17 protein-coding genes are annotated in these 20,661 nt (G+C 74.3%); 7 read left to right on the top strand and 10 right to left on the bottom strand.

The features are described from left to right. The first annotated feature begins 19 nt into the window (after positions 1-19). The gene (locus tag ABD363_RS08460; protein WP_344601258.1) at positions 20-1,126 is read left to right on the top strand and encodes a diiron oxygenase; all 1,107 of its coding nucleotides are present in this window, start codon (positions 20-22) and stop codon (positions 1,124-1,126) included. A gap of 146 nt (positions 1,127-1,272) precedes the next feature. Here ABD363_RS08460 and trpA read toward each other — a convergent pair whose 3' ends face one another. After that, positions 1,273-2,112 carry a tryptophan synthase subunit alpha gene (gene trpA, locus ABD363_RS08455; protein ID WP_344601256.1) on the bottom strand — a complete coding sequence of 280 codons (840 nt, stop codon included), beginning with the start codon at positions 2,110-2,112 and terminating at the stop codon, positions 1,273-1,275. An 824-nt stretch (positions 2,113-2,936) separates the two neighbouring features. On the opposite strand from trpA, the gene ABD363_RS08450 reads away from it, so the two are divergent. The 5 genes from ABD363_RS08450 (at position 2,937) to ABD363_RS08430 (ending at position 9,192) form a co-directional block, all read left to right on the top strand. After that, entirely contained in the window at positions 2,937-5,243 is a 2,307-nt protein-coding gene (locus ABD363_RS08450; protein ID WP_344601254.1) for a sensor histidine kinase, read from the top strand. Next, a complete protein-coding gene (locus ABD363_RS08445; protein WP_344601252.1) occupies positions 5,240-5,686 on the top strand; it encodes a roadblock/LC7 domain-containing protein in 447 nt (148 codons plus the stop codon). The genes ABD363_RS08450 and ABD363_RS08445 overlap by 4 nt, the downstream gene beginning before the upstream one ends. Further along, positions 5,683-6,084 (top strand): DUF742 domain-containing protein, encoded by a 402-nt coding sequence (locus ABD363_RS08440; protein WP_344601250.1) that lies wholly within the window; start codon positions 5,683-5,685, stop codon positions 6,082-6,084. The genes ABD363_RS08445 and ABD363_RS08440 overlap by 4 nt, the downstream gene beginning before the upstream one ends. Next, positions 6,065-6,655: a GTP-binding protein gene (locus tag ABD363_RS08435; RefSeq protein WP_344601249.1), complete on the top strand. Its 591-nt coding sequence runs from the start codon at positions 6,065-6,067 to the stop codon at positions 6,653-6,655. The genes ABD363_RS08440 and ABD363_RS08435 overlap by 20 nt, the downstream gene beginning before the upstream one ends. 404 nt (positions 6,656-7,059) lie before the next feature. Continuing rightward, a complete protein-coding gene (locus ABD363_RS08430; RefSeq protein ID WP_344601247.1) occupies positions 7,060-9,192 on the top strand; it encodes a cellulose binding domain-containing protein in 2,133 nt (710 codons plus the stop codon). A gap of 128 nt (positions 9,193-9,320) precedes the next feature. On the opposite strand, the gene ABD363_RS08425 is transcribed toward ABD363_RS08430, so the two are convergent. After that, positions 9,321-12,161: a M4 family metallopeptidase gene (locus tag ABD363_RS08425; RefSeq protein ID WP_425577954.1), complete on the bottom strand. Its 2,841-nt coding sequence runs from the start codon at positions 12,159-12,161 to the stop codon at positions 9,321-9,323. A gap of 298 nt (positions 12,162-12,459) precedes the next feature. Between ABD363_RS08425 and ABD363_RS08420 the strand changes: the two genes are divergently transcribed. Further along, positions 12,460-13,125 (top strand): maleylpyruvate isomerase family mycothiol-dependent enzyme, encoded by a 666-nt coding sequence (locus ABD363_RS08420; protein WP_344601245.1) that lies wholly within the window; start codon positions 12,460-12,462, stop codon positions 13,123-13,125. Positions 13,126-13,973: 848 nt separating this feature from the next. Here the strand turns inward: ABD363_RS08420 and ABD363_RS08415 are convergent. From ABD363_RS08415 to ABD363_RS08380, 8 genes are all read right to left on the bottom strand, one after another. Then, positions 13,974-14,858, bottom strand: a complete 885-nt coding sequence (locus ABD363_RS08415; RefSeq protein ID WP_344601243.1) for an NAD(P)-dependent oxidoreductase — start codon at positions 14,856-14,858, stop codon at positions 13,974-13,976. 61 nt (positions 14,859-14,919) lie between these two features. Beyond that, positions 14,920-16,158 (bottom strand): Cmx/CmrA family chloramphenicol efflux MFS transporter, encoded by a 1,239-nt coding sequence (locus tag ABD363_RS08410; RefSeq protein ID WP_344601241.1) that lies wholly within the window; start codon positions 16,156-16,158, stop codon positions 14,920-14,922. Positions 16,159-16,219: 61 nt separating this feature from the next. After that, positions 16,220-16,798, bottom strand: a complete 579-nt coding sequence (locus ABD363_RS08405; protein WP_344601239.1) for a TetR/AcrR family transcriptional regulator — start codon at positions 16,796-16,798, stop codon at positions 16,220-16,222. A 186-nt stretch (positions 16,799-16,984) separates the two neighbouring features. Next, positions 16,985-17,776 carry a hypothetical protein gene (locus ABD363_RS08400; protein WP_344601238.1) on the bottom strand — a complete coding sequence of 264 codons (792 nt, stop codon included), beginning with the start codon at positions 17,774-17,776 and terminating at the stop codon, positions 16,985-16,987. A 578-nt stretch (positions 17,777-18,354) separates the two neighbouring features. Further along, complete coding sequence (locus tag ABD363_RS08395; protein WP_344601236.1) at positions 18,355-18,783, bottom strand: SHOCT-like domain-containing protein; 429 nt, start codon at positions 18,781-18,783, stop codon at positions 18,355-18,357. A gap of 23 nt (positions 18,784-18,806) precedes the next feature. Further along, positions 18,807-19,067: a hypothetical protein gene (locus ABD363_RS08390; RefSeq protein ID WP_344601234.1), complete on the bottom strand. Its 261-nt coding sequence runs from the start codon at positions 19,065-19,067 to the stop codon at positions 18,807-18,809. Further along, positions 19,064-19,465 (bottom strand): DUF2089 domain-containing protein, encoded by a 402-nt coding sequence (locus ABD363_RS08385; protein WP_344601232.1) that lies wholly within the window; start codon positions 19,463-19,465, stop codon positions 19,064-19,066. Before ABD363_RS08385 ends, ABD363_RS08390 begins: the two co-directional genes overlap by 4 nt. Before the next feature lie 190 nt (positions 19,466-19,655). Then, on the bottom strand, positions 19,656-20,660 hold the full coding sequence (locus ABD363_RS08380) for a HEAT repeat domain-containing protein (protein WP_344601230.1): 1,005 nt from the start codon (positions 20,658-20,660) through the stop codon (positions 19,656-19,658). Between the last annotated feature and the right edge of the window lies 1 nt (position 20,661).

Genomic DNA, 20,661 nt, shown 5'->3' with positions numbered 1-20,661 from the left:
CGGAAGGAGGACCGCGCTCGTGACCTCTCCCGCCCCGCCCCCGTCCGCCGCCGGCCACTGGACCGTGCCCGCCGGCGCGGCGAGCACCTTCTCCTGGGAGTACGACGACGGCCGCGAACGACTGCTCGCGCTCTACCAGCGCGGCAAGGACCGGCAGTGGGACGCCGTACGCCGGATCGACTGGCGTCTCGACGTGGACCCCGACGACCCGCTGGGCACCCCCGACGAGGCGCTCCCGCTGCACGGCACCCCGTACTGGGAGCGCCTGGGACCCGAGCGGCGAGGCGAACTGCGGCGGCACTTCGCCGCCTGGCAGTTCAGCCAGTTCCTGCACGGCGAACAGGGCGCCATGATCTGCGCGGCCCGCATCGTGGAGACCACGCCCGGCCTGGACGCCAAGTTCTTCGCGGCGACCCAGACCATGGACGAGGCCCGCCACGTCGAGATCTTCTCCCGCTTCCTGCGGGAGAAGATCGGCTTGAGCTACCCGGTCGGCGACAGCCTGCGCACGCTGCTGGACGACACGCTGCGCGACTCCCGCTGGGACATGCCGTACCTGGGCATGCAGGTCCTCGTCGAAGGGCTGGCGCTGGCGGCGTTCGGACTGCTCAGGGACACCACCCGGCAGCCCCTTCCCCGGCACCTGCTCGCCTACGTCATGCAGGACGAGGCCCGCCACGTGGCCTTCGGCCGCATGGCCCTGAGGGACCACTACCGCGGCCTGAGCGCGGGCGAACTGGCCGAGCGCGAGGAGTTCGTCATCGAGGGCTGCCACCTGATGCGGAACCGGTTGCGCGGCACCGAGGTGCTGGAGAACTTCGGCGTGCCCCGTGCCGCGGCCGTCCGCATCACGGAGGAGAGCGGTGGCCTGCGTGCCTTCCGCCGGGCGCTGTTCTCCCGGATCGCGCCCTGCGTCAGGGACATCGGGCTGTGGAGCCCCGAGGTCCGGGAGGCGTTCGCCGAACTGTGCGACGGGGACGTACGGGAGAGCGACCTGGACCGGCTGATGCGCCAGGACGACGAGATCGCCGAGGCGCTGGACGCGCGACGGTTCGCCGCCGAGGAGGCGGCGCGCGCCGCGGAGATCACCGAGATGATCGCCCTGGGGGAGGACACGGACCGGTGACCGCCGGTGGGCCCGGCGGCACGGCGCCGGCGCCGGGGACGGCGGGACGGCGTCCGTGCGGCCGGGCCCGGCCGGCGGTGGTGCGTTCGCCGAGGCGGGCGGGGTCCTCGCCGCCGGCGGTCCGCGGGGAGCGCCGGCGGGCGGCGTCAGCTCGGAGCCGGCTGGGGGACCCGGCGGTGCGGGGAGTGGACGGCGGGGTACGCGCGGGGCGTCGGGCGGAGGGCGTGGGCGAAGGAGGCGACGAGTTCGCCCGCCTGGCAGGGGCCCTGGGTGAGCGCGCGGACGACGGGGGTGCCGATCACGACGGCGTCGACCAGGGGGGCGACGTCGGCCGCGCGGCGGGGCGTGGAGATGCCGACGCCGGAGACGACCGGGAGCGGGCCGGCCCGGCGCAGGCGCCGCACGGCCGCGGCCAGGGCCGGCACGTCGAGCGGGCCGCGGTAGCCGGTGGGGGCGGCGCTGGCGGGGGCGTAGAGCCAGCCGGAGGCGTGCGCGGCGATCGCGGCCAGCTGCCGCGGGGGAGTCGTGCGCAGGGCGAGGCGCGGCGCGGTGAGGCCGAGCGTGGCGGTGAGCCGGTGCCAGGCGCCGGCTTCCTCGTCGGGCAGGTCGACGACCATCACGCCGGCGGCGCCGGCTTCCCGCAGGGAGCGGGCCAGTCTCTCGGGGCCGTGGCGGCGGACGGGTTCCCAGTAGGTCATGACCACGGCCGGTGCGTGGCCGGCGGCGTGCTCGACCGCGTGGAGGGTGCGGTCGAGCACGGCTCCTCCGTCCAGGACGCGGCGGTAGGCGGACCGGATGACGGGTCCGTCGAGGAAGGGCGTGTGGTGGGGGAGGCCCACTTCGAACAGGTCGGCGCCGGCCGCGGCGAGACGGGCGAGGGTCCGGCGTTCGGCGGCCGGCGGGTACAGGCCGGCGGGGACGAACACGCCGAGGCCGCAGTGCGGCCGGCCGAGGACGTTCTGGAGGGCTTGAGCAGGGGTGGGCATGGTGTCTTTCGTGTCCGACGATGCTGGGCCGCCGGAAAGCGGGCGGCACCGCACTAACGGCGGTACGGGGGTGTGCGTGGCGGTGCCGCCCGGAATGGGGCCCTGCGCCGGTATCGACGGGGGCGCGCGACCGCGTGACGACGGCTTGGCGGGCGCGGTCCGCCGGGCCGCGCGCCGGTCGTGCCGGAGGACTTCGGCCGTGTCGCGGATCCGGCCGGCGGGCCGCGGCGGGCCGTGGCCGTCTCGTCCCCGGCGCGGGCGTCTCGTCGCCGGCGCGGGCGCCGACGGCGCGGCGAACCGGATGCGGCTTCGGGCGTGCTCCTCCGCCGCGTGTGGAGGGGCGGCGCCCCCCGGAAGGCCCGCGCACGTGCCCGCGCGGCGGGTCCCCGGCGAGCGGGCGGCCCGCTCGGCCGCCGTGCCGCGGGCGCCGTCCGAAGGGGTCGCCCCTCCCGTCGCCGCACGGGCCGGCGTCGACGCTCGGGCGGTGCCGGCCGGGTCGGCCGGTGTGGCGAGAAATGCAGGGAGTGGATCTTCCGTTACCGGGCGATAAGCCCGTTTCTGCAGGCCGTATTCCCTTGTCGCATCGAATGCATTTTCGGCGTCCGTGCGCTGTATGGCTAATATCAGGCCACCAACCGCTACTGTCTGGCGCTTTTTCGTCACAGGTGCGGCTGACCAGTGACGAGGAGAGTGTCCTGCGGGTGAGCGGATCGAACAGGGGCGGACGGCGCGGAACGGGCGGTGCGCGGACCGGCCGCCGACGGAGGGGTGCGGCGGACAGGCGGCCGCGGCCGGCCGGCGAACGGCGTCTGCCGCTGCGCACGGTGCTGCTGGTGCTGCTGCTCGTGCCGAGCGTGGCACTGGTCTCGCTGTGGGGCCTGGCCACGTACGAACTGGGCGGCGAGTACCGGGAGCAGTCCGTCCAGCACGACCTGAAGACGACCGTGGGCCCGCTGAACGCGGCGCTGTTCAACTCCCTGGAGCGGGAACGGCGGCTCACCCAGGAGGCGCTGGCCTCCCCCCGGGCGTCCCGGACCGCCCTGATCCGGCAGCGCGCGGTCACCGACCGCGCCCTGCGCGCCTTCGAGCCGCTGACCTCCGCCGACACCAGGGACGGCCAGCGCGGCCTGGCCGCCGCGATCTCCCGGACCGTGCGGGTGACCGGCCGGCTCGCGCAGGAGCGCCGCGCGGTGGACACCGGGACCGCCGACGAGGACCGGGCGTTCGCCTACTACACCGAGGCCATCGAAGCCGGCACCAGGGTCTTCGCGGCGATCTCCCACGGCGCCAACGGCGAGGTGACCGGCCTGTCCGAGGTCCTGCTCGACCTGAACGGGGTCGTGGACATGATCGGCCGTGAGGACGCGGTGCTGGCTCGCGGCTGGGCCTCGGGCCGGCTGTCCGCCGAGGACTACGACCTGGTCGTCGACGCCGTCGGCACCCACGAGTACCTGCTCAAGTCGCGCGTGGCGCCGAACCTGAGCGCCGAGGAGAGCCGGCTGTACACGGCGATGACCCGGAGCGAGGCGTGGAAGACGCGGGTCGCGCTGGAGGAGCGGCTGCAGGCCGCCGACGGCGACGGCATCGCGCTGTCCCCGGCCCGCGCCCGGCAGTGGCGGACCGCGACGGACGCCTCGCTCGCCCGTCTCGAACAGCTCATCGGCGTGCACAGCCAGGTCTCCAACGCCGCCGGTGCCGCCGCCGTGCAGGAACTGAGGCTGTACCTGTACTCCACCGCCGCCCTGGGCCTGCTCGCGGTCGCCTTGGTCGTGCTGGTCACCTGGCGGCTGACCACGCTCCTGCGCCGGCGCATCCTGGCCGTGCACGGCCAGGCGCAGGACCTGGAACAGCGGCTGCCGCGCGTGGTCGCCCGGCTCGAACAGGGCGAGGACGTGGACGTGGACGCCGAGGTGCCGGAACTGTCCCCGGCCCGGGACGAGTTCGGCCAGCTGAGCCGGGCGCTGAACCTGGCCAGCCGCACCGCGGTGCACACCGCGGTGCGCCAGGCGGAGCAGCACCGCGGCTTCGAGCGGCTGCTGCAGCGCATCGCGCGCCGCACCCAGCTGCTGATCGGCCTGCAGCTGAAGAAGCTGGACCAGCTGGAGCGCCGGCACGAGGACCCGCAGGTGCTGGAGGGCCTGTTCGACCTGGACCACCTCACCGCCCGGCTGCGCCGCTACGAGGAGAACCTGGTGATCCTCGCAGGCGGCCAGCCCCGGCGCCGCTGGCGCAGACCGGTGCCGCTGCTGGACGTCCTGCGCGCCGCGCAGGGCGAGGTCCAGGACTACCGGCGCATCGAGATCGACGTCGAGGGCCGGCCGTGGATCTCCGAGCGGGCGGTGGGACCGCTGATCCACATCCTGGCCGAGCTGATGGAGAACGCGACCGCGTTCTCCAAGCCGCCGGCTCCGGTCGAGATCAAGGCGACGCCGGTCAGCCGGGGCATCGCGGTGGAGATAGAGGACCGCGGGCTGGGCATGGAGGCCGAGCAGTACGAGGCCGCCAACGCCCTGATGCAGGCGCCCCCGCAGATGGACGTGATGACCCGCGCCGACGACGTGCGCCTGGGCCTGTACGTGGTGGCCCGCCTGTCGAAGACCCTGGGCCTGCAGGTGGAACTGCGGCCGTCGGCGTTCGGCGGCACCCGCGTCATCGTCCTCGTCCCGCAGGACCTCGTGGCCGAGCGGCCCCGGCCGGTGCCGGACGCGGCCGGCGGCCCGCCGCCGGACGACGCCGCTCCCCCCTCCCCGCGGCACCGGCACGCCGGCCCCCGCCCCGCGGACGGCCCCCGCCCCGCGGACGGCCCGGACGGCCTGCCGGTGCGGTCGCGGGGACAGGCGATGGCCGACGTCACCGCGCAGGCACCGGCCCCCGCGGGCCCCCCGGACCCGCAGACCGGGCCCGCACCGCTGCCCCGCCGGACGCGCCAGGCCAGCCTGGTGGCCGAACTGCGCGCGCCGGCCCCGCCGGACCCCACGGCCGCCCCGGCCCCGCCCGGCGCCCCGGCCCGCTCCGGCGCCACCATCGGCGCCTTCCAGCGGCAGTCCCGCAAGAACCGCGCCGCCGGCGCGCGGCCGCCCGCGCCCGGCACCGACCAGCCCGAACCGCTCACGACGGAAGACCGAGGATGACTCAGCGAACCACCGCCACCGACGCAGACCTGGACTGGCTCCTCGACGGACTGGTCGACCAGGTCGCCGGCGCCCGGCATGCCATCGTGCTGTCCGACGACGGCCTGGTGATCAGCCGCTCGAGGACCGTGGAGCGCTCCGACGCCGAGCGCCTGGCCGCGATCGCCACCGGCCAGCAGAGCCTGGCCCGTGGCGTCGGACAGCTCTTCCAGGGCGGACCGGTCCACCAGGTCATCGTCGAGATGGCCGATCTGTGGCTGTTCGTCACCGCGGCCGGCCGAGGCACCCACCTGGCCGTGGTCGCCTCCCAGGAGGTCGACGCCGAAGTGATGGCGGTCGCCATGCACACCCTGGTCCAGCAGGTGGGCCAGAAGCTGGGCACCGACGCGCGCATCCCGCGGTCCGACCCGTCCCCGCCCGCGGCCCCCGGGGCCGGCGCATGAGGCACTGGACGGAGGACCTGGAGGACGACGAGGCCGACGAACCGCTGGTCCGTCCCTACACCATCACCGGCGGCCGTACCACCGCCGGCCGCGACGACCTGACCCTGATCACTCTGATCACGGCACGGACCGCGCCCGGCACGGACACCGCGGCCGGCCGGTCCGCCCTGCAGCCGGAACACCGCACCATCCTGCGCCTGTGCGCGCGCAGGCCCGTCGCGGTGGCCGAGATCGCCGCCGGGCTGGACCTGCCGGTGTCGGTGACCAAGATCCTCGTCGGCGACCTGATCGACGCCGGCCGGGTACGGGCCCGGCCGCCCCTGGCCTTCGCGCACAACGGCGCCCTCCCCGACATGACGATCCTTGAGGCGGTGAGAGATGGGCTTCGCGGGCTCTGATCCGGCGCAGACGGCCCAGGCCGTGAAGATCCTGATCGCCGGCGGTTTCGGCGTGGGCAAGACCACCCTGGTCGGCGCGGTCAGCGAGGTCGCCCCCCTGCACACCGAGGAATACCTGACCCGTGCCAGCGTCGGCGTGGACGACCTGGTCGGCATCGACGCCAAGACCACCACCACCGTCGCCCTGGACTTCGGGCGGATCACCATCAGCGACGACCTGGTGGTCTACCTGTTCGGCACCCCCGGCCAGGAACGCTTCTGGTTCATGTGGAACGACCTGGTGCACGGCGCCCTGGGAGCGGTGGTGCTGGCCGACACCCGCCGCCTGGAGGTCAGCTTCGCCTCCATCGACTTCTTCGAGAGCCGCGGTGTGCCGTTCGTCGTCGCGGTCAACTGCTTCCACAACGTCCGCGACCGCACGCTCCAGGAAGTCCGCAGTGCCCTGGACCTGGACCCGCAGGTCCCCCTGGTGATGTGCGACGCGCGCGAACGGGCCGAAGGCCGGAACGTCCTGCTCACCCTGATCGAACACCTCATGGCCCGCCACTCCGCACCCCGGCCGGCCGTGTGACCCCCGCCCGTGCCGCCTCCTCCCGGAGCGCGGCACGGCCCGGTTCCCCGTCGTGACCGGCGGCGGCGCGGCGGCCGTCCTCCCCGTACGGAGCAGGACGTCCCGGATCCCCTCGACGTCCAGCCGCGCGCTGCGGCGGCGGCCCGGGACGCCGTGCGGGGAGCCGTCGGGGAACCCACCTCGCGTTCCCCCCGTCCCGTCCGTTGACAGGACGTCACCCCGCTCCCATCATGGGAGCGCTCCCACCGGCGGGTCCGACCGCCGCCCCGCCCGCGCACGACCGCACCGCCCCCCGTGCCGCCGGCGCGGAACGTCCTGCTGCCGCATCGGCACCCCGCCCGTCCGGCCGCACGGTCCGGCACCCGCCGCCCCGCCCGTGCCGCCGGACCCCGAGGGAGGATCCCATGCCCTTACCGCACAGACCCGGCCGTCCGGCCGGTACCGGCCCCCGCCGCCGCACCCGCGCCGCCGCCGTCCTGGCCGCCGCGCTCGCCCTGCTGTCCCCGCCGATCGCCGCCGGCGCCGCGTCCGCCGCGCCGGAGGAGGCCCCCGCCGCGGACGCCGTCGTCCGGGTCAACGCGCAGGCGTCGCTGGGCCGCATGCCCGACACCGCGCGCGGCGTCAACGCCGCCGTCTGGGACGCGCACATGAACGATCCCGAGGTCGCGGACCTGATGCGGGCGGCCGACGTCGGGGCGATGCGCTACCCCGGCGGTTCGTACGCGGACATCTACCACTGGGAGACGCACACGGCGCCCGGCGGGTACGTCGCCCCCGGCACCGGCTTCGACTCCTTCATGGGCACCGTCCGCGCCGCCGGCGCCCAGCCGATCCTGATCGCCAACTACGGCTCCGGCACGCCCGAGGAGGCGGCCGGCTGGGTCCGGTACGCGAACGTCACCAAGGACTACGGCGTGCGGTACTGGGAGATCGGCAACGAGATCTACGGCAACGGCCACTACGGCAACGGCTGGGAGCACGACGAGCACGAGGACAAGAGCCCCCGGGAGTACGCCCGTCAGGTCCGCGCCTACGCCGCGGCCATGAAGGCCGTCGACCCCGCCGTCAGGATCGGCGCGGTCCTCACCACTCCGGGCCACTGGCCGGACGGCGTCGTCGGCGAGGGCGACCCGGGCGACTGGAACCACACCGTGCTCTCCGAGGTCACCGACGTCATCGACTTCGTGAGCGTCCACTGGTACGCGGGCGGCTCCGACACCACCGCCGAGGACGCCATGACCAGGCTGACCAGGCTGCCCGGCGAACTGCGGGAGGTGCGCAACCAGATCGACCGGTACGCGGGCGCCGACTCGTCGCGCATCGGCATCGCCCTCACCGAGATCAACACCAACACCGGGGGCGCCCTGCTCACCGCCCGCCCCAACGGCCTGTTCGCCGCCGACGCCTTCCTGACGGCTCTGGAGAACGGCGTCTTCACCGTCGACTGGTGGAACACCCACAACGGCCCGGGCCGGATCACCACCGTCGACGGCGAGACCGACTACGGCGACATGGGGATGCTGTCCAGCGGCGGCTGCACCGGCGACGTCTGCGAACCACCGCCGAACACGCCGTTCCACCCCTACTACGGCATGAAGATGACCAGCGAACTGGGCACCGCGGGCGACACCCTGGTCGCCGCCGCGTCCTCCGCGCAGGACGTCTCCGCGCACGCCGTGCACCGCCGCGACGGGCGGCTGAGCGTCCTGCTCGTCAACAAGGACCCGGACGCCGCCCGGACCGTGGACCTCGAGTACGCGGGCTTCACCCCGTCCGCCGCCGTGCCCGAGGCCAGCCGCTACGCGCGCGGCGACAGCGACATCACCGACGTCACCGGCGGCGCGGCGTCCGCCTCCCGGGTCACCGTGCCGCCGTACGGGATGCTCGCCGTCACCCTCACCCCGCGAGCGGGCACCGGACCCGGTGCCTCCGACGCCGAGGCCCCCGGGGCCCCGCGGCTGGAGGCGGTGACCGACACCACCGTGCGCCTGTCCTGGGAGGGCGCGCGGGGCGCCGTCCGCTACCTGGTCCAGGAGCGCGACGGCGCCCACACCCGGCTGGTCGGCGAGACCACCGGCACCTCCGTGACCCTGCGGAACCTGCCCCCGGGCAGCACCCACACGGTCAACGTGCTGGCGGCCGACGCCTCGGGGCGGCTCTCCGCCCCGTCCACGCCGCTGACCTTCACCACCGGCACCCCGCCGGACGCCGTCTGCGCGGTGACCTACCACCGCGACACGAGCTGGGGCAACGGCTTCGTGGCCACGGTCACCGTCCGGAACCTCTCGGACACCCCGGTCACCGGCTGGACCGTGGACTGGGACTGGCCGACCGACCGCCAGTCGGTGTCCTCCGGCTGGAACGCCACGTTCCACCAGACCGGCCGGCACGTACGGGCAACCGCCCCCGAGGGCGCGGGACCGCTGGCCCCGGGCGGCGGGTCGACGGCCTCGTTCGGTTTCGTCGGCGCCAACGACGGGCCCAACCCGGAGCCGACGGTCTTCCGCCTCAACGGCGCCGTCTGCTCGGGCGGCTGACCCCGTCCCGCCCGGGTCCGGCGGCAGGACGGCCTGCCCCCGGACCCCGGGCGGGGCGGCCGGCCTCCGCCGGCCGCCCCGAGCGCCGCGCGAACCGCGGGCGCCCCCGCGTCAGCTCCCGGCCGGCCTCAGCCGCACCGGCCGGCCGGCCGGGCCCGGGTCACCACGTTGCTGACGCCGGTGGTGGCGTCGAGCCACAGCACCTGGGTGCCGGCGGCCGCCGCGGCCGACAGCTGCTCGCCCCGGTTGCAGGACACCCGGCGCGGATCCTCGCCGTCGGACGCCGCCGAGAACTGCCAGAGCTTGGCCAGGTGCTCGTTGCGGACCTCCGGGAGCGGAAGGCGGGCCTCCATCGTCACCGCCTCCTCGGAGGCCGTCACCTCACGGACGTTCAGCGCCGCCGGGCCGGTCTCCGGACTGAGGTCCGTGACGCCCGATCCGTCGAGTGCGGCACGGCGCAGGGCCGTCGTCCCGTTCTGGTCGACCTCGTCGAGCAGCCAGTAGACGTGCCGGCCGGTGAGGGCGGTCGGGCCGAGACCGGCCCCCGGGGCGGCCTGCTGGACCACCGTGCTCTCACCGGTCGCCACGTCCAGCAGCCGGGTCGTGTACTCGTAGGTGCTCCGGGCCACCCGCTGCCGTGTCTGGTAGGCGATCCTGCCGTCGCTCAGCGACGGGAGGAACGCCTGGCTGTAGGTGCCCCCGCCGAGCGAGACCTTGTTCGCCGGATCCTTCAGACTCAGATACGTCACCCCCCGCCGTCCGCCGTGGTTGTGGTGCTCGAAGGTCACGACGTCGCCCTCGACGGCCACGGAGGGACCCGTGCCCCGGCCGGACCACAGCTGCTCGACCGGGCCGCCGGCCAGCGGCCGCGCCAGCACCTCCACGGAGCCGGACCCGTACGCCACCCACACCACCGTCCTGCCGTCGGTGGCCGGATTCACGTGGTAGCGGCCGTCGTTGGGGCTCATGAGCTTCATCTGGCCCTTGCCGTCCGTGCGCCCGGCCCACACCGAGTACGGCTCGGAGCCCTCCTCGTCGGAGCGCGACGCCGCCCACCAGCCGCCGCCCGCGCCCAGCCGCGAGTCGTAGGTGTTGACGCGTTCGAGCACCACATCGGAGTCGACGCCCAGGGCCAGCTCCCAGTTCGGGACGATGCCGTGGGCATTGAACGCCCGCTGCACGGCCGTGAGCCCCCGCCCGCCGACCTTCAGGTCCTTGGCCGCGGCGAGCACCGCGGCCCGCCCCTCGGTGAAGCCGTCGAGCGGGGTGAGGTACTCGGTGAGCGCCTTGTACACGACGGCGTCGGCGAGTTCGGGACCGAGCTCCTCCCGGACGTCCCACAGGGCACCGGAGAAGAGGGTGGAGTTCAGGTGGACGCCGCCGTTGTCGGTGCCGAATCCGACACCGAGGAAGGACCCGCTGGTGGTCCGCCCGTCGTTCAGGTCGCGGAGCGCGCACGCGCGCGGGGTCCTGGTGCGGCACAGCGCCTCCCCCACGAGCCCGGAGTCCGGGTCGTCCATGGGGATGCCGAGGACGTCCGTCTCGACGGCGTTGCCGAAGTAGTCCGCGATCGCCTCGCTCAACGCGCCGGACTGGCCCGCGTAGACGAGGCCGGCGGAGTGCTCGACGACCCCGTGGGTCATCTCGTGGCCGGTGACGTCCAGCGCGGCCGAGAGCGGACGGTACTCGTCGTCGCCGGAGCCGTACACCATCTTCCGGCCGTCCCAGAAGGCGTTGACGTACGGCTGCCCGTAGTCGGTGACCCCGACGAGGGAGTCGATCGTCATGCCCCGCCCGTCGAGGCTGTTCCGGCCGTGCCGGTTCCTGTAGTAGTCGTAGACCTGCCCGGCGGCCCAGTGCGCGTCCACCGCGCCCGCCTCGGTCGCCTCGGCGCCGAAGGCGGGCGTCGGCGAGGCGAACTCCTGGAGGGTCTCGGGCCAGGCGCCGGTCCAGTCGCCGGCCCACTTGCCGCGCGCGTCCCAGGTGGCGATGGCGCCGCCCGTGTCGCCCGGGATGCGGGAGCGGTCGCGCAGCACATAGGCGCCGCGCGACTCGTCGTGGGTGACCTGGAGGCCGACCGCCGTGCCGTCCAGCTTGACCCCGGAACCGGCCTCGGCGGGGACGGGTTCCTCGGCGAGGCGGCTCGCCGCCCGCTCCCCGGTGGCCGCCCGCGGCGCGCCGAACGTCTTGATACCGCTGTACCGGAGCACCGGGTACCCGGCCCGCGCGTCGACGTACACCTCGCGCAGCACCGGCTCGCCGAGCGCCGGATCGGTGCCGCGCACGGTGACGTGCCGGGTGAGCACGCCCGTACCGGAGGGCAGGACGACCAGGCCGTGGGAGGTCCCGGTGAGCGGCGTCCCGTCCTCCTCCGCGGCCTCGAACGCGTCGAAGTCCTCCCTGCCGAGTTCGCTCGCCACGGCGTCGACCGCCCGCTCGACGGCGAGCGCGTCGTCGACCTCGGCGGCGGTGTCCGTCCGCAGCCCGGTGAAGTACTTGCCCGAGGTGCCGGTGACCACCCGTCCGCCGTCCCGCCCCCGCTCCATGCGCACGATGTACTCGCCCCCCAGGACCGGCACACCGCGGTGCTTCTGCCGCAGCCGTACGACCTCCTGGCCGCCGTCCGCGGTGACGGTCCCCGCGGGCGTCAGGTCGCGCTCGGCGTGCGTGATGCCGTAGCGGTCGCGCTGCGCGGCGAGGTACGCGCGTGCCGCGCCCGCCGCGTTCCGCGCTGCCGGAGCCGGCTCCCGGATGCCCTCCACCAAGGCGGGTGTCCGTGTCGTCTGCCCGGGCACGACCTGACCCGGGCTCGGCGGCGGCGGTGCCGCCTCGGCCGCCGTCGCCTCGGCGGGCACCACCGAGACGACGAGTGCGGCGACGCCGATCAGCGCCGCCGCACCGGATATGCCGCTTCTTCGTGCTGTGGACGATCTCGTCCGTCTGCCGGAACTCGCTCTGGACCGACTCACGGTCCCCCCATCCCACTGGAATCGAACCGGCGGCGGACGCCGCCGGGCAGGGCCATGAAACCCACGAGGTGCCGGGGCCTCAATGGGGCACGGGTTTCCACAGGCCGTTTCCGGCCCCGTCGGGGTGGTGTGGGCGGGCCGGTCTCCCCGCGGGGTGAGGGGCGCGAGGAAAGATCGCTCACGGGCGATGACTTCGCTCCGGAACAGCAGTCCCCCTCGTGAGAGCCCTTGCCGGACGCCCACCCGGTCCGGCCCCGAGAGACCGCAGAGCTCGACCAGTGACAGGAGAACCTCCGACATGACCGATCCGGAACGGACAGCGGACCGCGGCCGCGGGACCGGGGTCTGGCCCTTGATCCGCGCTCAGCGGGCGGCGCTGGCGGCCGATCTCGCGGACCTGACCGACGAGCAGTGGGCGACGCCGTCGTTGTGCGCCGGGCTGACGGTGCGTGAGGTGCTGGCGCACCTCACCGCGGGCGCGAGCCTCGGCGCCGTGCGCTGGCTGGCGGGGGTGGTCCGCTGCAGGTTCGACTTCGACAAGCAGGTGGCCATGCGGCTGGCCGAGCAGCTGGGCACGACCCCGGCCGAGACCCTTCAGCGATTCCGGCACGTCGTCCCGAGCACCACCAAGCCCCCTCTGCCCGCCATCGCCCTGCTGGGCGAGACGATCGTGCACGCGGAGGACATCCGGCGCCCCCTGGGCATGCGTCACGACTACCCGATCGAGGTCGTCACCCAGGTGGCCGAGTACTACCGGGGGTCGGACCTCGTGGTCGTCGCCAAGGGACGCGTCGGCGGCCTGGGACTCGTCGCCGACGACGGCCCTTTCACGACGGGTTCCGGGAAGCTCGTGTCCGGCCCCACCCTGGCCCTGGTGATGGCCATGACCGGACGCGCGACCTACTGCAACGACCTCGAAGGCGACGGTGTGGAACTCCTGCGCAGCCGCTGCGGGACGGCGTGACACGCTCTCCCGGCATCGAGCCCGGCCCGGACCCGTGGCCGGCGCGGAGCCCGGGCCGGTGGGCGGTGCAGCGGATGACCCGCCTCAGGGTCAGCAGGAACTGCCGCAGGACGACGAGCTGCTCCCGCACGACGACGAGCTCCCGCACGACGACGAGCTGCCGCAGGAGGACGAACCGCTCCCGCAGGACGACGATCCGCCGCCGGAGCAGCCGCTCGACGAGCCTCCGTCCGCGCCCGCCTCCCACCAGGACGAGTGGCCGAGGGAGCCGTCGGCGTCATGCGTCGATGTCCCGCCGTGCGCGCCGGCTCCGATCGGCCACGCTCCAAGGCCGGGCCCGGCACTCCAGCCGCGCGCGGTCGCCCGCATTCCCAGATCGTCCCAGGCGCGGCGCCACGCCCGGCGCACCATCCAGGTGACCGCCGTGACGAGCGCCAGTACGCACCCGCCCACCAGCACGAACGTGATCACCATGACGTTCCCCCTTCCGCCGGGCCCGCGCACCGACTGCTCGCAGGATGCCCCGCGCTCCGGTGAGCCGAAGCGCCCTTTGAGCAAGCCCAGAGCTTCGGCGGGGCCCGACCCGCCTGGGACCGTCGCCTCCGCACGCGCAAGGCCGGAGAAGCCCGTGCGGTCGGCTGTCTGTCGGTGTTCCGGTTGGATCCCATGTCCTGAGCCGGTGGTCGTCGTTGCCCGGGTACGGCGGCGACGGCTGGAGTCGTACGGGGGCAGGCCGAGTGGGAGGCGGTGTTCGCCCGGGTGGCGGGCCGGTTCGCCCGGGCCGATCCGCAGCGGCGGATCCGGGACTACGTGCGTGGCTGCCGACCCCGCCCCGCTTACGGCTGCGGTTACTTGTCGAAGCTGGCGAAGTATCCCGCCGCCATGTCCTTGTCGCCGTGGCCCAGTTCGGAGGCCCGGACGAAACGGGCGTGGCCCGCCTCCACCGTGTCCATGCGGACCCCGGCGCGCCGGGCGGCCTCGAGGACGAGGCGGGCGTCCTTCGCCGCGTTGTCGACGGAGAAGCTGGTGGTGTAGTCGCCGGAGATGACGGCGGCGGACTTGCCCTGGAAGTAGCCGTTGTCCATCGGGCCGCCGCTGACGACCTCGATGAAGTGCCCGGGGTCGACGCCGAGGCCCTCGGCGAGGGCGAGGGCCTCTCCCACCCCGTGGGTGAGGGCGATGACCCAGGTGTTGAGGACGAGTTTCAGGCGGCTGGCGGCGCCGCTGTCGCCGTCGTCGGCCACCCACAGCGTCCGCTTGCCGATGGCGTCGAAGACCGGCGTCAGCGTGTCGCGCACGCTGGGCGCACCGGCCGCCATGACGATCAGGCGGCCCTGCTCGGCGGGCTGGCGGGTGCCCTGCACGGGCGCGTCGACGAAGACCAGGCCGTGCTCGCGGGCGAAGCCCGCCAGCGTGTCGACGGCGTCGCCCACGGTGCTCAGCTGCACCCAGACGGTGCCCTCGGCGAGGGAGGGGGCGGCCGCGGTGACGGCCTCCAGGGCGGCGGGGCCGTCCTTGACGACGGTGAGCACGATCGAGGCGCCGTCGACGGCCTCGGCGGCGGTGTCCGCGACGTGCACACCGTGGGCGGTCAGCGGCTCGGCCTTGCCGCGGGTGCGGTTCCAGGCCCGTACCGGGAAGCCGGCCCGGGCCAGGTTGCGGGCGACGGGGAAGCCGATGACGCCGGTGCCGAGGACGGCGACGGTGGGCTGCGGCGCGGTGGTGTCCGACATGGGGTGTGTTCCTCCGAAAGGGGTCGGCGGTCCGGGGCGGACCGGGGCCGGCGGGGTCGGGTCAGGAGACCGCGGACGGTTCGGGGGCGGTCTCGCGGTGGGGCGTTCCGTCGTCGGCATCGGCCCGGCGGCGCAGGACACCCGAGGTCAGGGCCGCGAGCAGGCCGGCGACGGCGAGCAGGGCGGCGGCGCGGGGCGGCGCGGTGAAGCCCCACCCGGCGTCGATGACGCTGCCGCCGACCCAGGGACCGAGGGTGTTGCCGACGTTGAACGCCGAGGTGTTGGTCGTGGTGGCCAGCGTCGGGGCGTCACCCGCCTCCCGCATCACCTGGGCCTGGAGCGCCGGGTTGATGGAGAAGGCGGCCACGCCGAAGGCCACGACGGCGACGGTGCACGCGACCCGGTCGTGTGCGGCGAGCGGGAACAGGGCGAGCACCGTGCCCATCGCGGCGGTGCCGGCGTACAGGTTGGGCAGCAGGTGCCGGTCGGCGAAGCGCCCGCCGATCAGGCTGCCGAGGAAGCAGCCCGCGCCGAACAGGGCGAGCAGCGGCGGCACCGCGGCCTCGGAGAACCCGGTGACGTCGGTCAGCAGCGGCGACAGGTAGCTGAAGCAGCAGAAGACGGCGGCCTGGGTGAGCAGGGACGTGCTGAGCGCGACCCAGACGCGCGGGTTGCGGAAGGCGGTGAACTCCGCGCCCAGTCCGGTGTAGGGCGCGGTCGGCCGGCGCGGGACGAGGACGGCGACGCCGAGCAGCGCGACGACGGCGAGGGCGTCGACGACCCAGAAGCTGAGCCGCCACCCGGCGTGCTGGCTGAGGAAGGTGCCGGCCGGGACGCCGACCACGTTGGCGACGGTGAGCCCGGCGAACATGATGGCCAGGGCACGGCCGCGGCGTTCGGGACCGGCGAGGTCGACGGCGACGACGGAGCCGATGCCGAAGAAGGCGCCCTGGGCGAGGGCGGCGATCACCCGGCCGGCCATGAGCACGCCGTAGCCGGGGGCCAGCGCGCAGACCGTCTGGCCGGCGACGAACAGGGCCAGCAGGGCGAGCAGTGAGGTCTTGCGGTTGATCCGCAGGGTGGCCACGGTCAGGGCGGGGCCGCCGATCACCACGCCGAGGGCGTAGCCGGAGATCAGCCAGCCCACGGCCGGGATGGACACCGACAGGTCGCCGGCCAGGTCCGGGAGCAGTCCGGAGATCATGAACTCGGTCGTTCCGATGCAGAACACGGTCAGGCCGAGGATGTAGACCGCGACGGGCATCGCCACTCCTTGCAGGGAACGGTCGGGGACGATCATTTTGGAATGTTCATTAAAGAATTCGGGCAGCCCGAGGCGGCCGCCGCGCGACGCCGGCGGCTCAGAGGGCCGCCAGCGTCGTGTCGACGATGCCGGTCAGGGTGCGGCGGTCGGCTGTCTTGCCCAGGACCCGCAGGCCGTACAGGGCGTTGAGGACGAACTGCGCGAGGGCGCGCGGGTCCTTGTCCGCGCCGATCTCGCCGTCCCGCTGCGCCCGGGCGAGCGCGCCGTACAGCGCCTCCTCCACGCGGCCGAAGATGTGCCGGACCCGGGCGGTGACGTCCGGGTCGAGGCCGGCCAGCTCCACCGCGGCGTTGACCGCGAGGCAGCCCCGGCGGCCGTCCTGTGCGGCGACCTCCTCCTCGACGACGGTCATCATCACCGCGCGGATCCGCTCCCGGATCCCCTCCGGCCCTTCCAGGACGGCTTCCTGGCGGGTCGTCCACCGGTCCTCGTACCGCCGCAGCACCTCCTGGAAGAGGCGGTGCTTGCTGGTGAAGGCGTTGTACAGGCTGCCGCGCCCCAGCCCGGTGCTGTCCACCAGGTCCTGGGCGGACGTCGCCGCGTACCCCTTGCGCCAGAAGGCGTCCATCGCGGCGTCGAGTGCGCGGTCGGGATCGAACTGCTTCGGACGGGCCATGGTTCGAGCGTGACATGTTGTGGAATGATCAGTCAAATACTGTCGGCGTTCCCCCCGGCCCGGCCGGGCCGGGGACATCCGCACCAGCGTCTGCGGCCAGCGGGACCGGTTCAGGACGTGCGGGGGTCTGTCCTGATGGGGTGGGGGGGCGGGGCAGGAGGGTGGCCGGCAGGCGTCCGGTCTCCGTCACGGTGAGGGGGGAGGGGGCTGCTGGGTTCGTTTCTGCTGTTTTCCGGCGGCCTGCCCGGGCGGCCGGGGCGGTGAGGACGGCGTGGGCGGGCATGGCCAGGGTGATGTGCCGGTACCAGCCGGCGGAGCGGCGGGTCCCCTACCGGCCCGGGCCGTGCTCGTTCCTCGCGGCCCGGCAGCACTCCTCGATGGCCCAGCGGGAGCCGGCGATGCGGGCCGGCTCGGCGGGTCGGGACCGACCGGCTCGGAGCCCTGGAAGGGAGGCTCCCAGCCGCCCCGGTACGGCTTGTGGCCGGGCGGGGGCCAGGATTCCGTGCCACCTGGACGGGGCCACTGGCGGCCCGCCCATTCACATTCCGGGATCGCGCCCTCCCAGTCGTCGGTGCACCGGTCGGCCCAGGCCCGGGCCACCATGACCGGCCGGGTCACCACGCCGCCGGCGACCTCCTGCACCCGCAGCACCAGACCGAGCCCGTCGACTCCGGGGTTTCCCCGTGGACCGTAGGACACATCGAGCACTTCGCATCCGTGCGCGTGCAGGAGGAACCGTTCCAGATCGGCCGGGACGCAGGCGGTCAATTCCCGCCCCCAGAGCGTCACCTGCGGTCCATGGGCCGCGTCGACCGCGACGCAGAACAACCGGCCGTCGATGAAGTAGGCGTACACGGCGGGCTCCGCACGGCTCGTGCCGAACTCCACGCCGAGGATGTCCGGAAACGAGGGGTCGGCCGGGAACCGGCGCAGCTCGGCCATGCCCGGCAGCGCTGCGGCGACGTCGGTGGTGCGCATGCCGAAACACAGCGGCCCGACGCCTTCCAAGGGCATCAGCTCCCAGTCCGGCCGCGCCGGCCTCTTCACGGCACCCCGAGGCTCCGCTGCCGCCATCCACCCACCCGTCCTCTGCTGCCGCACGCCGAGTCCTGTGCCGGTTCCGGCACCCGGCATCCGGTACCACCCCGGCATTACACCAAATTCAAGATCGTTCATGGAACTCCGGGCAGAGCCGGATGCGAGGAGCGTCCTCGCCGCGCCGTCCCGCACGCCGCGGCGGCCCCGGCAGCCTGTCGCGGCGACCGGGCGACACCGGTTCTCGCCGGAATCGATCCGAAAACAGATGTCGACGACTCCCGGAACCCCGCCGGGACGGCATCCCCGAGGAGCGACACGGCCGGCGGACGACCCCGCGGATCGGGAAGCCGCCGGGACGCGTGCCCCGATCGACGACCGTCCGGTGGTCCCGGCGGTCCGTGACCACGGTCCGGCCGGATGCGGCACGGCAGACGACGGCGCGGGGCCTCCTCCTCGGAGGCTCGGGTCATGGGGGGAGCCGGGGCCGGTTCCGGTGGGCCGGGCCCCGGCGGGACGTGTCACTCGCAGTAGACCCGCATCTGGGAGCCGGGCTCGTCGAGGTCGATGACCATGTCGTCGAGGTGCTCGATGAGGTCCTCCAGGTGCTGCGGCTTGAGTTCGGCCAGGTCGATGGGCACGCCGGCCTTGTCCAGCTCCGCGTTGACCTTGGTGACGGCCGCCGGCGGGAGGAGGGCGGTGAGCCGGACGCCGGCGCGCAGCAGCTGCAGCGGGATGCGGATGTTCATCCGGCTGGCGCCGTCGCCGCCCGTGCCGTCCTCGGCGTCCATCACCACGCGCAGGTACTTGGGGCGGGCCTTCGGGCGGGACGGCGCTCCCGGCGCCTCGGGCCGCTCCCGCTCAAGAGCCTCGATCAGCCGCTCGGCCTCGTCCGCGGTGAGTTTGCCATCGGCCAGCATCTCCAGGACCTGGCGGCGCTGTTCCTTCATGGTGTGCTCCTGCTTCTCCCGAGTCATCTGACGCTGACCAGCAGGGCCGTCCGGCCCTGCGCCATCTCGAACCGGGTGCCGGGCAACGCCCACAGCACCCGTGCGGCCCCGCGCAGCGCCCCCGCCGGGCTGACGCGGAAGACGCGGCAGGCGACGCATCCCCCCAGCACGGCGAGCAGCAGCAGCGGCGACAGCACCAGTGCCACCGGCACGACGGGGAGGTGCAGCCGCACCCGGCGGCCGTCGGACCGGTGCACGCGCACCGTGACCAGCTGCGGGATCATCGCCCGTCCAGCTCGGCCAGGGCGTCCTCGGTGCTGATCTCTCCTCGGCGCAGGCGGTCGACGACGTCCGCGGCGCCGGTGGGCGCCGGGTCGGCGTCGACGAAGTCGAGCTGCTCGGCGATCCGCTTCAGGCGGGACTTGACCGTCGGGTAGCTCACCCCGAAGACCCGCTCCATCTCCTTGATGGAGCCGTGCGCCCGGACGAACGCGGCGACGAACACCTGGTCGTCGGTGCTGAGCCGGGCCAGTTGCGGCGGCTCGAACCGCCCCTCGATCGCGACGCCGTTGTCGGCGAGGCGGACCCGCTCGACCACGAACGGCCGGCCGCGCGTCAGGTCCGTCAGGTCCTGCCAGTCCACCGTCGACTCCCTGCTCTGGGCGACCTCTTCATAATTCATGTCTACCTTGAGATTATTGAGGAGTCAACGTGGGTGCTTTTGATTTTTTCAATGCGGGGCTTTGGTGTGCCGGTGCCGGGGCCGGCTCCGCCGCCCTCCGCGAAGCCCGCCCGCACCCGCCGCGCGGGCGTCGGCGCACGCTCGTCCGCCGGCGGGCGGCCCGGGCGTCCGGTGACCCCGGAGAGGTCCCTCACCGCGCGGTGCGCAGCCCGAGAACGTACGCCGCGGTGAGCGCGACGGCACGGTCCTCGTCGTGGGACAGATCCGCGAGCGCCCGTGACGTCGTGGTCCCCGGGACCCCGGCGAGCGCCTGGGTCAGCCGTCGGCGCGCGGACGGCTCGACGGTGCCGTGGGCGAGGCGGCCGACGAGCCCGGTGGCGATCCGGTCCGCCGACGCGGAGTCGCTCGCCAGTGCGCTCAGCGCGTCGGCCGCGTCGACGTCGTTCGTACCCTCGACGATCATGTCGATGAGCGTCGGGACCGCGTCGGCCCCTCCCCGTGCCCCGAGCGCCAGGGCCGCGCACCTGCGGACCGCGATGTCGGAGTGCGTCAGGGCGTCCCGCAGCAGGGCGGTCGCCGCACCGTCCGGAATCTCGGCGATGGACCGGACGGCACGTTCGCGCACCTCGGCCACGGGTGAGCCGAGGCCCTCCGCCAGCAGCGCCAGTCCGTCACCGCCCGATCGCGCCAGAGCCCATCGGAGCGCTCCGGCGACGTTCGGGTCCGTCTCGCCCAGCACCGCCTCGACCAGAGCCTCCACCGGCACCGGAACCCTCTCGGCCGGGGACAGGGCCGCGCGCTGGCGCTTCCTGGCGCTCTCCGATCCCAGGTCCTGCAGGAGCGCGACGATCCGGAGGACGTCCTCCCAGCCGTCGGGTTCCGCGGCACCGATCCGGCGGAGCCGCCCGAGCAGCTCCGTCTCGTCCGCGATGCGCTCCCGCGTCCGGCGGATCAGGTCGCCGACGAGTTCCGCGGGCGTGAAGCCGGGATCGTCCAGCGCGCGCCCGACCTCACGCAGTGACAGCCCCAGGGACCGCAGGCTCTCGATGTGGAAGATCCGCCGGATGTCCTCGCCGGAGTACTCCCGGTAGCCGGCCCCGGTACGGCCCGTCGGCCGCACCAGGCCGAGCGATTCGTAATGCCTGAGCATGCGGGCGCTGACCCCGGACCACCGCGCCACCTCACCGATCAGCACC

This window comes from Streptomyces glaucus, assembly GCF_039533365.1.
GTDB classification, from domain to species: Bacteria; Actinomycetota; Actinomycetes; order Streptomycetales; family Streptomycetaceae; genus Streptomyces; species Streptomyces glaucus.
Note: the sequence above shows the minus strand (reverse complement) of the source record. Positions and strands in the feature narration are given on the sequence as shown.

What these genes read in the sequence shown, in the direction of transcription:
- trpA (WP_344601256.1), bottom strand. Translation starts at nt 2,112, where the DNA reads ATGCCCACCCCTGCTCAAGCCCTCCAGAACGTCCTCGGCCGGCCGCAC.
- ABD363_RS08445 (WP_344601252.1), top strand. Translation starts at nt 5,240, where the DNA reads ATGACTCAGCGAACCACCGCCACCGACGCAGACCTGGACTGGCTCCTC.
- ABD363_RS08440 (WP_344601250.1), top strand. Translation starts at nt 5,683, where the DNA reads ATGAGGCACTGGACGGAGGACCTGGAGGACGACGAGGCCGACGAACCG.
- ABD363_RS08435 (WP_344601249.1), top strand. Translation starts at nt 6,065, where the DNA reads ATGGGCTTCGCGGGCTCTGATCCGGCGCAGACGGCCCAGGCCGTGAAG.
- ABD363_RS08430 (WP_344601247.1), top strand. Translation starts at nt 7,060, where the DNA reads ATGCCCTTACCGCACAGACCCGGCCGTCCGGCCGGTACCGGCCCCCGC.
- ABD363_RS08420 (WP_344601245.1), top strand. Translation starts at nt 12,460, where the DNA reads ATGACCGATCCGGAACGGACAGCGGACCGCGGCCGCGGGACCGGGGTC.
- ABD363_RS08415 (WP_344601243.1), bottom strand. Translation starts at nt 14,858, where the DNA reads ATGTCGGACACCACCGCGCCGCAGCCCACCGTCGCCGTCCTCGGCACC.
- ABD363_RS08410 (WP_344601241.1), bottom strand. Translation starts at nt 16,158, where the DNA reads ATGATCGTCCCCGACCGTTCCCTGCAAGGAGTGGCGATGCCCGTCGCG.
- ABD363_RS08405 (WP_344601239.1), bottom strand. Translation starts at nt 16,798, where the DNA reads ATGGCCCGTCCGAAGCAGTTCGATCCCGACCGCGCACTCGACGCCGCG.
- ABD363_RS08400 (WP_344601238.1), bottom strand. Translation starts at nt 17,776, where the DNA reads ATGCGCACCACCGACGTCGCCGCAGCGCTGCCGGGCATGGCCGAGCTG.
- ABD363_RS08395 (WP_344601236.1), bottom strand. Translation starts at nt 18,783, where the DNA reads ATGAAGGAACAGCGCCGCCAGGTCCTGGAGATGCTGGCCGATGGCAAA.
- ABD363_RS08390 (WP_344601234.1), bottom strand. Translation starts at nt 19,067, where the DNA reads ATGATCCCGCAGCTGGTCACGGTGCGCGTGCACCGGTCCGACGGCCGC.
- ABD363_RS08385 (WP_344601232.1), bottom strand. Translation starts at nt 19,465, where the DNA reads ATGAATTATGAAGAGGTCGCCCAGAGCAGGGAGTCGACGGTGGACTGG.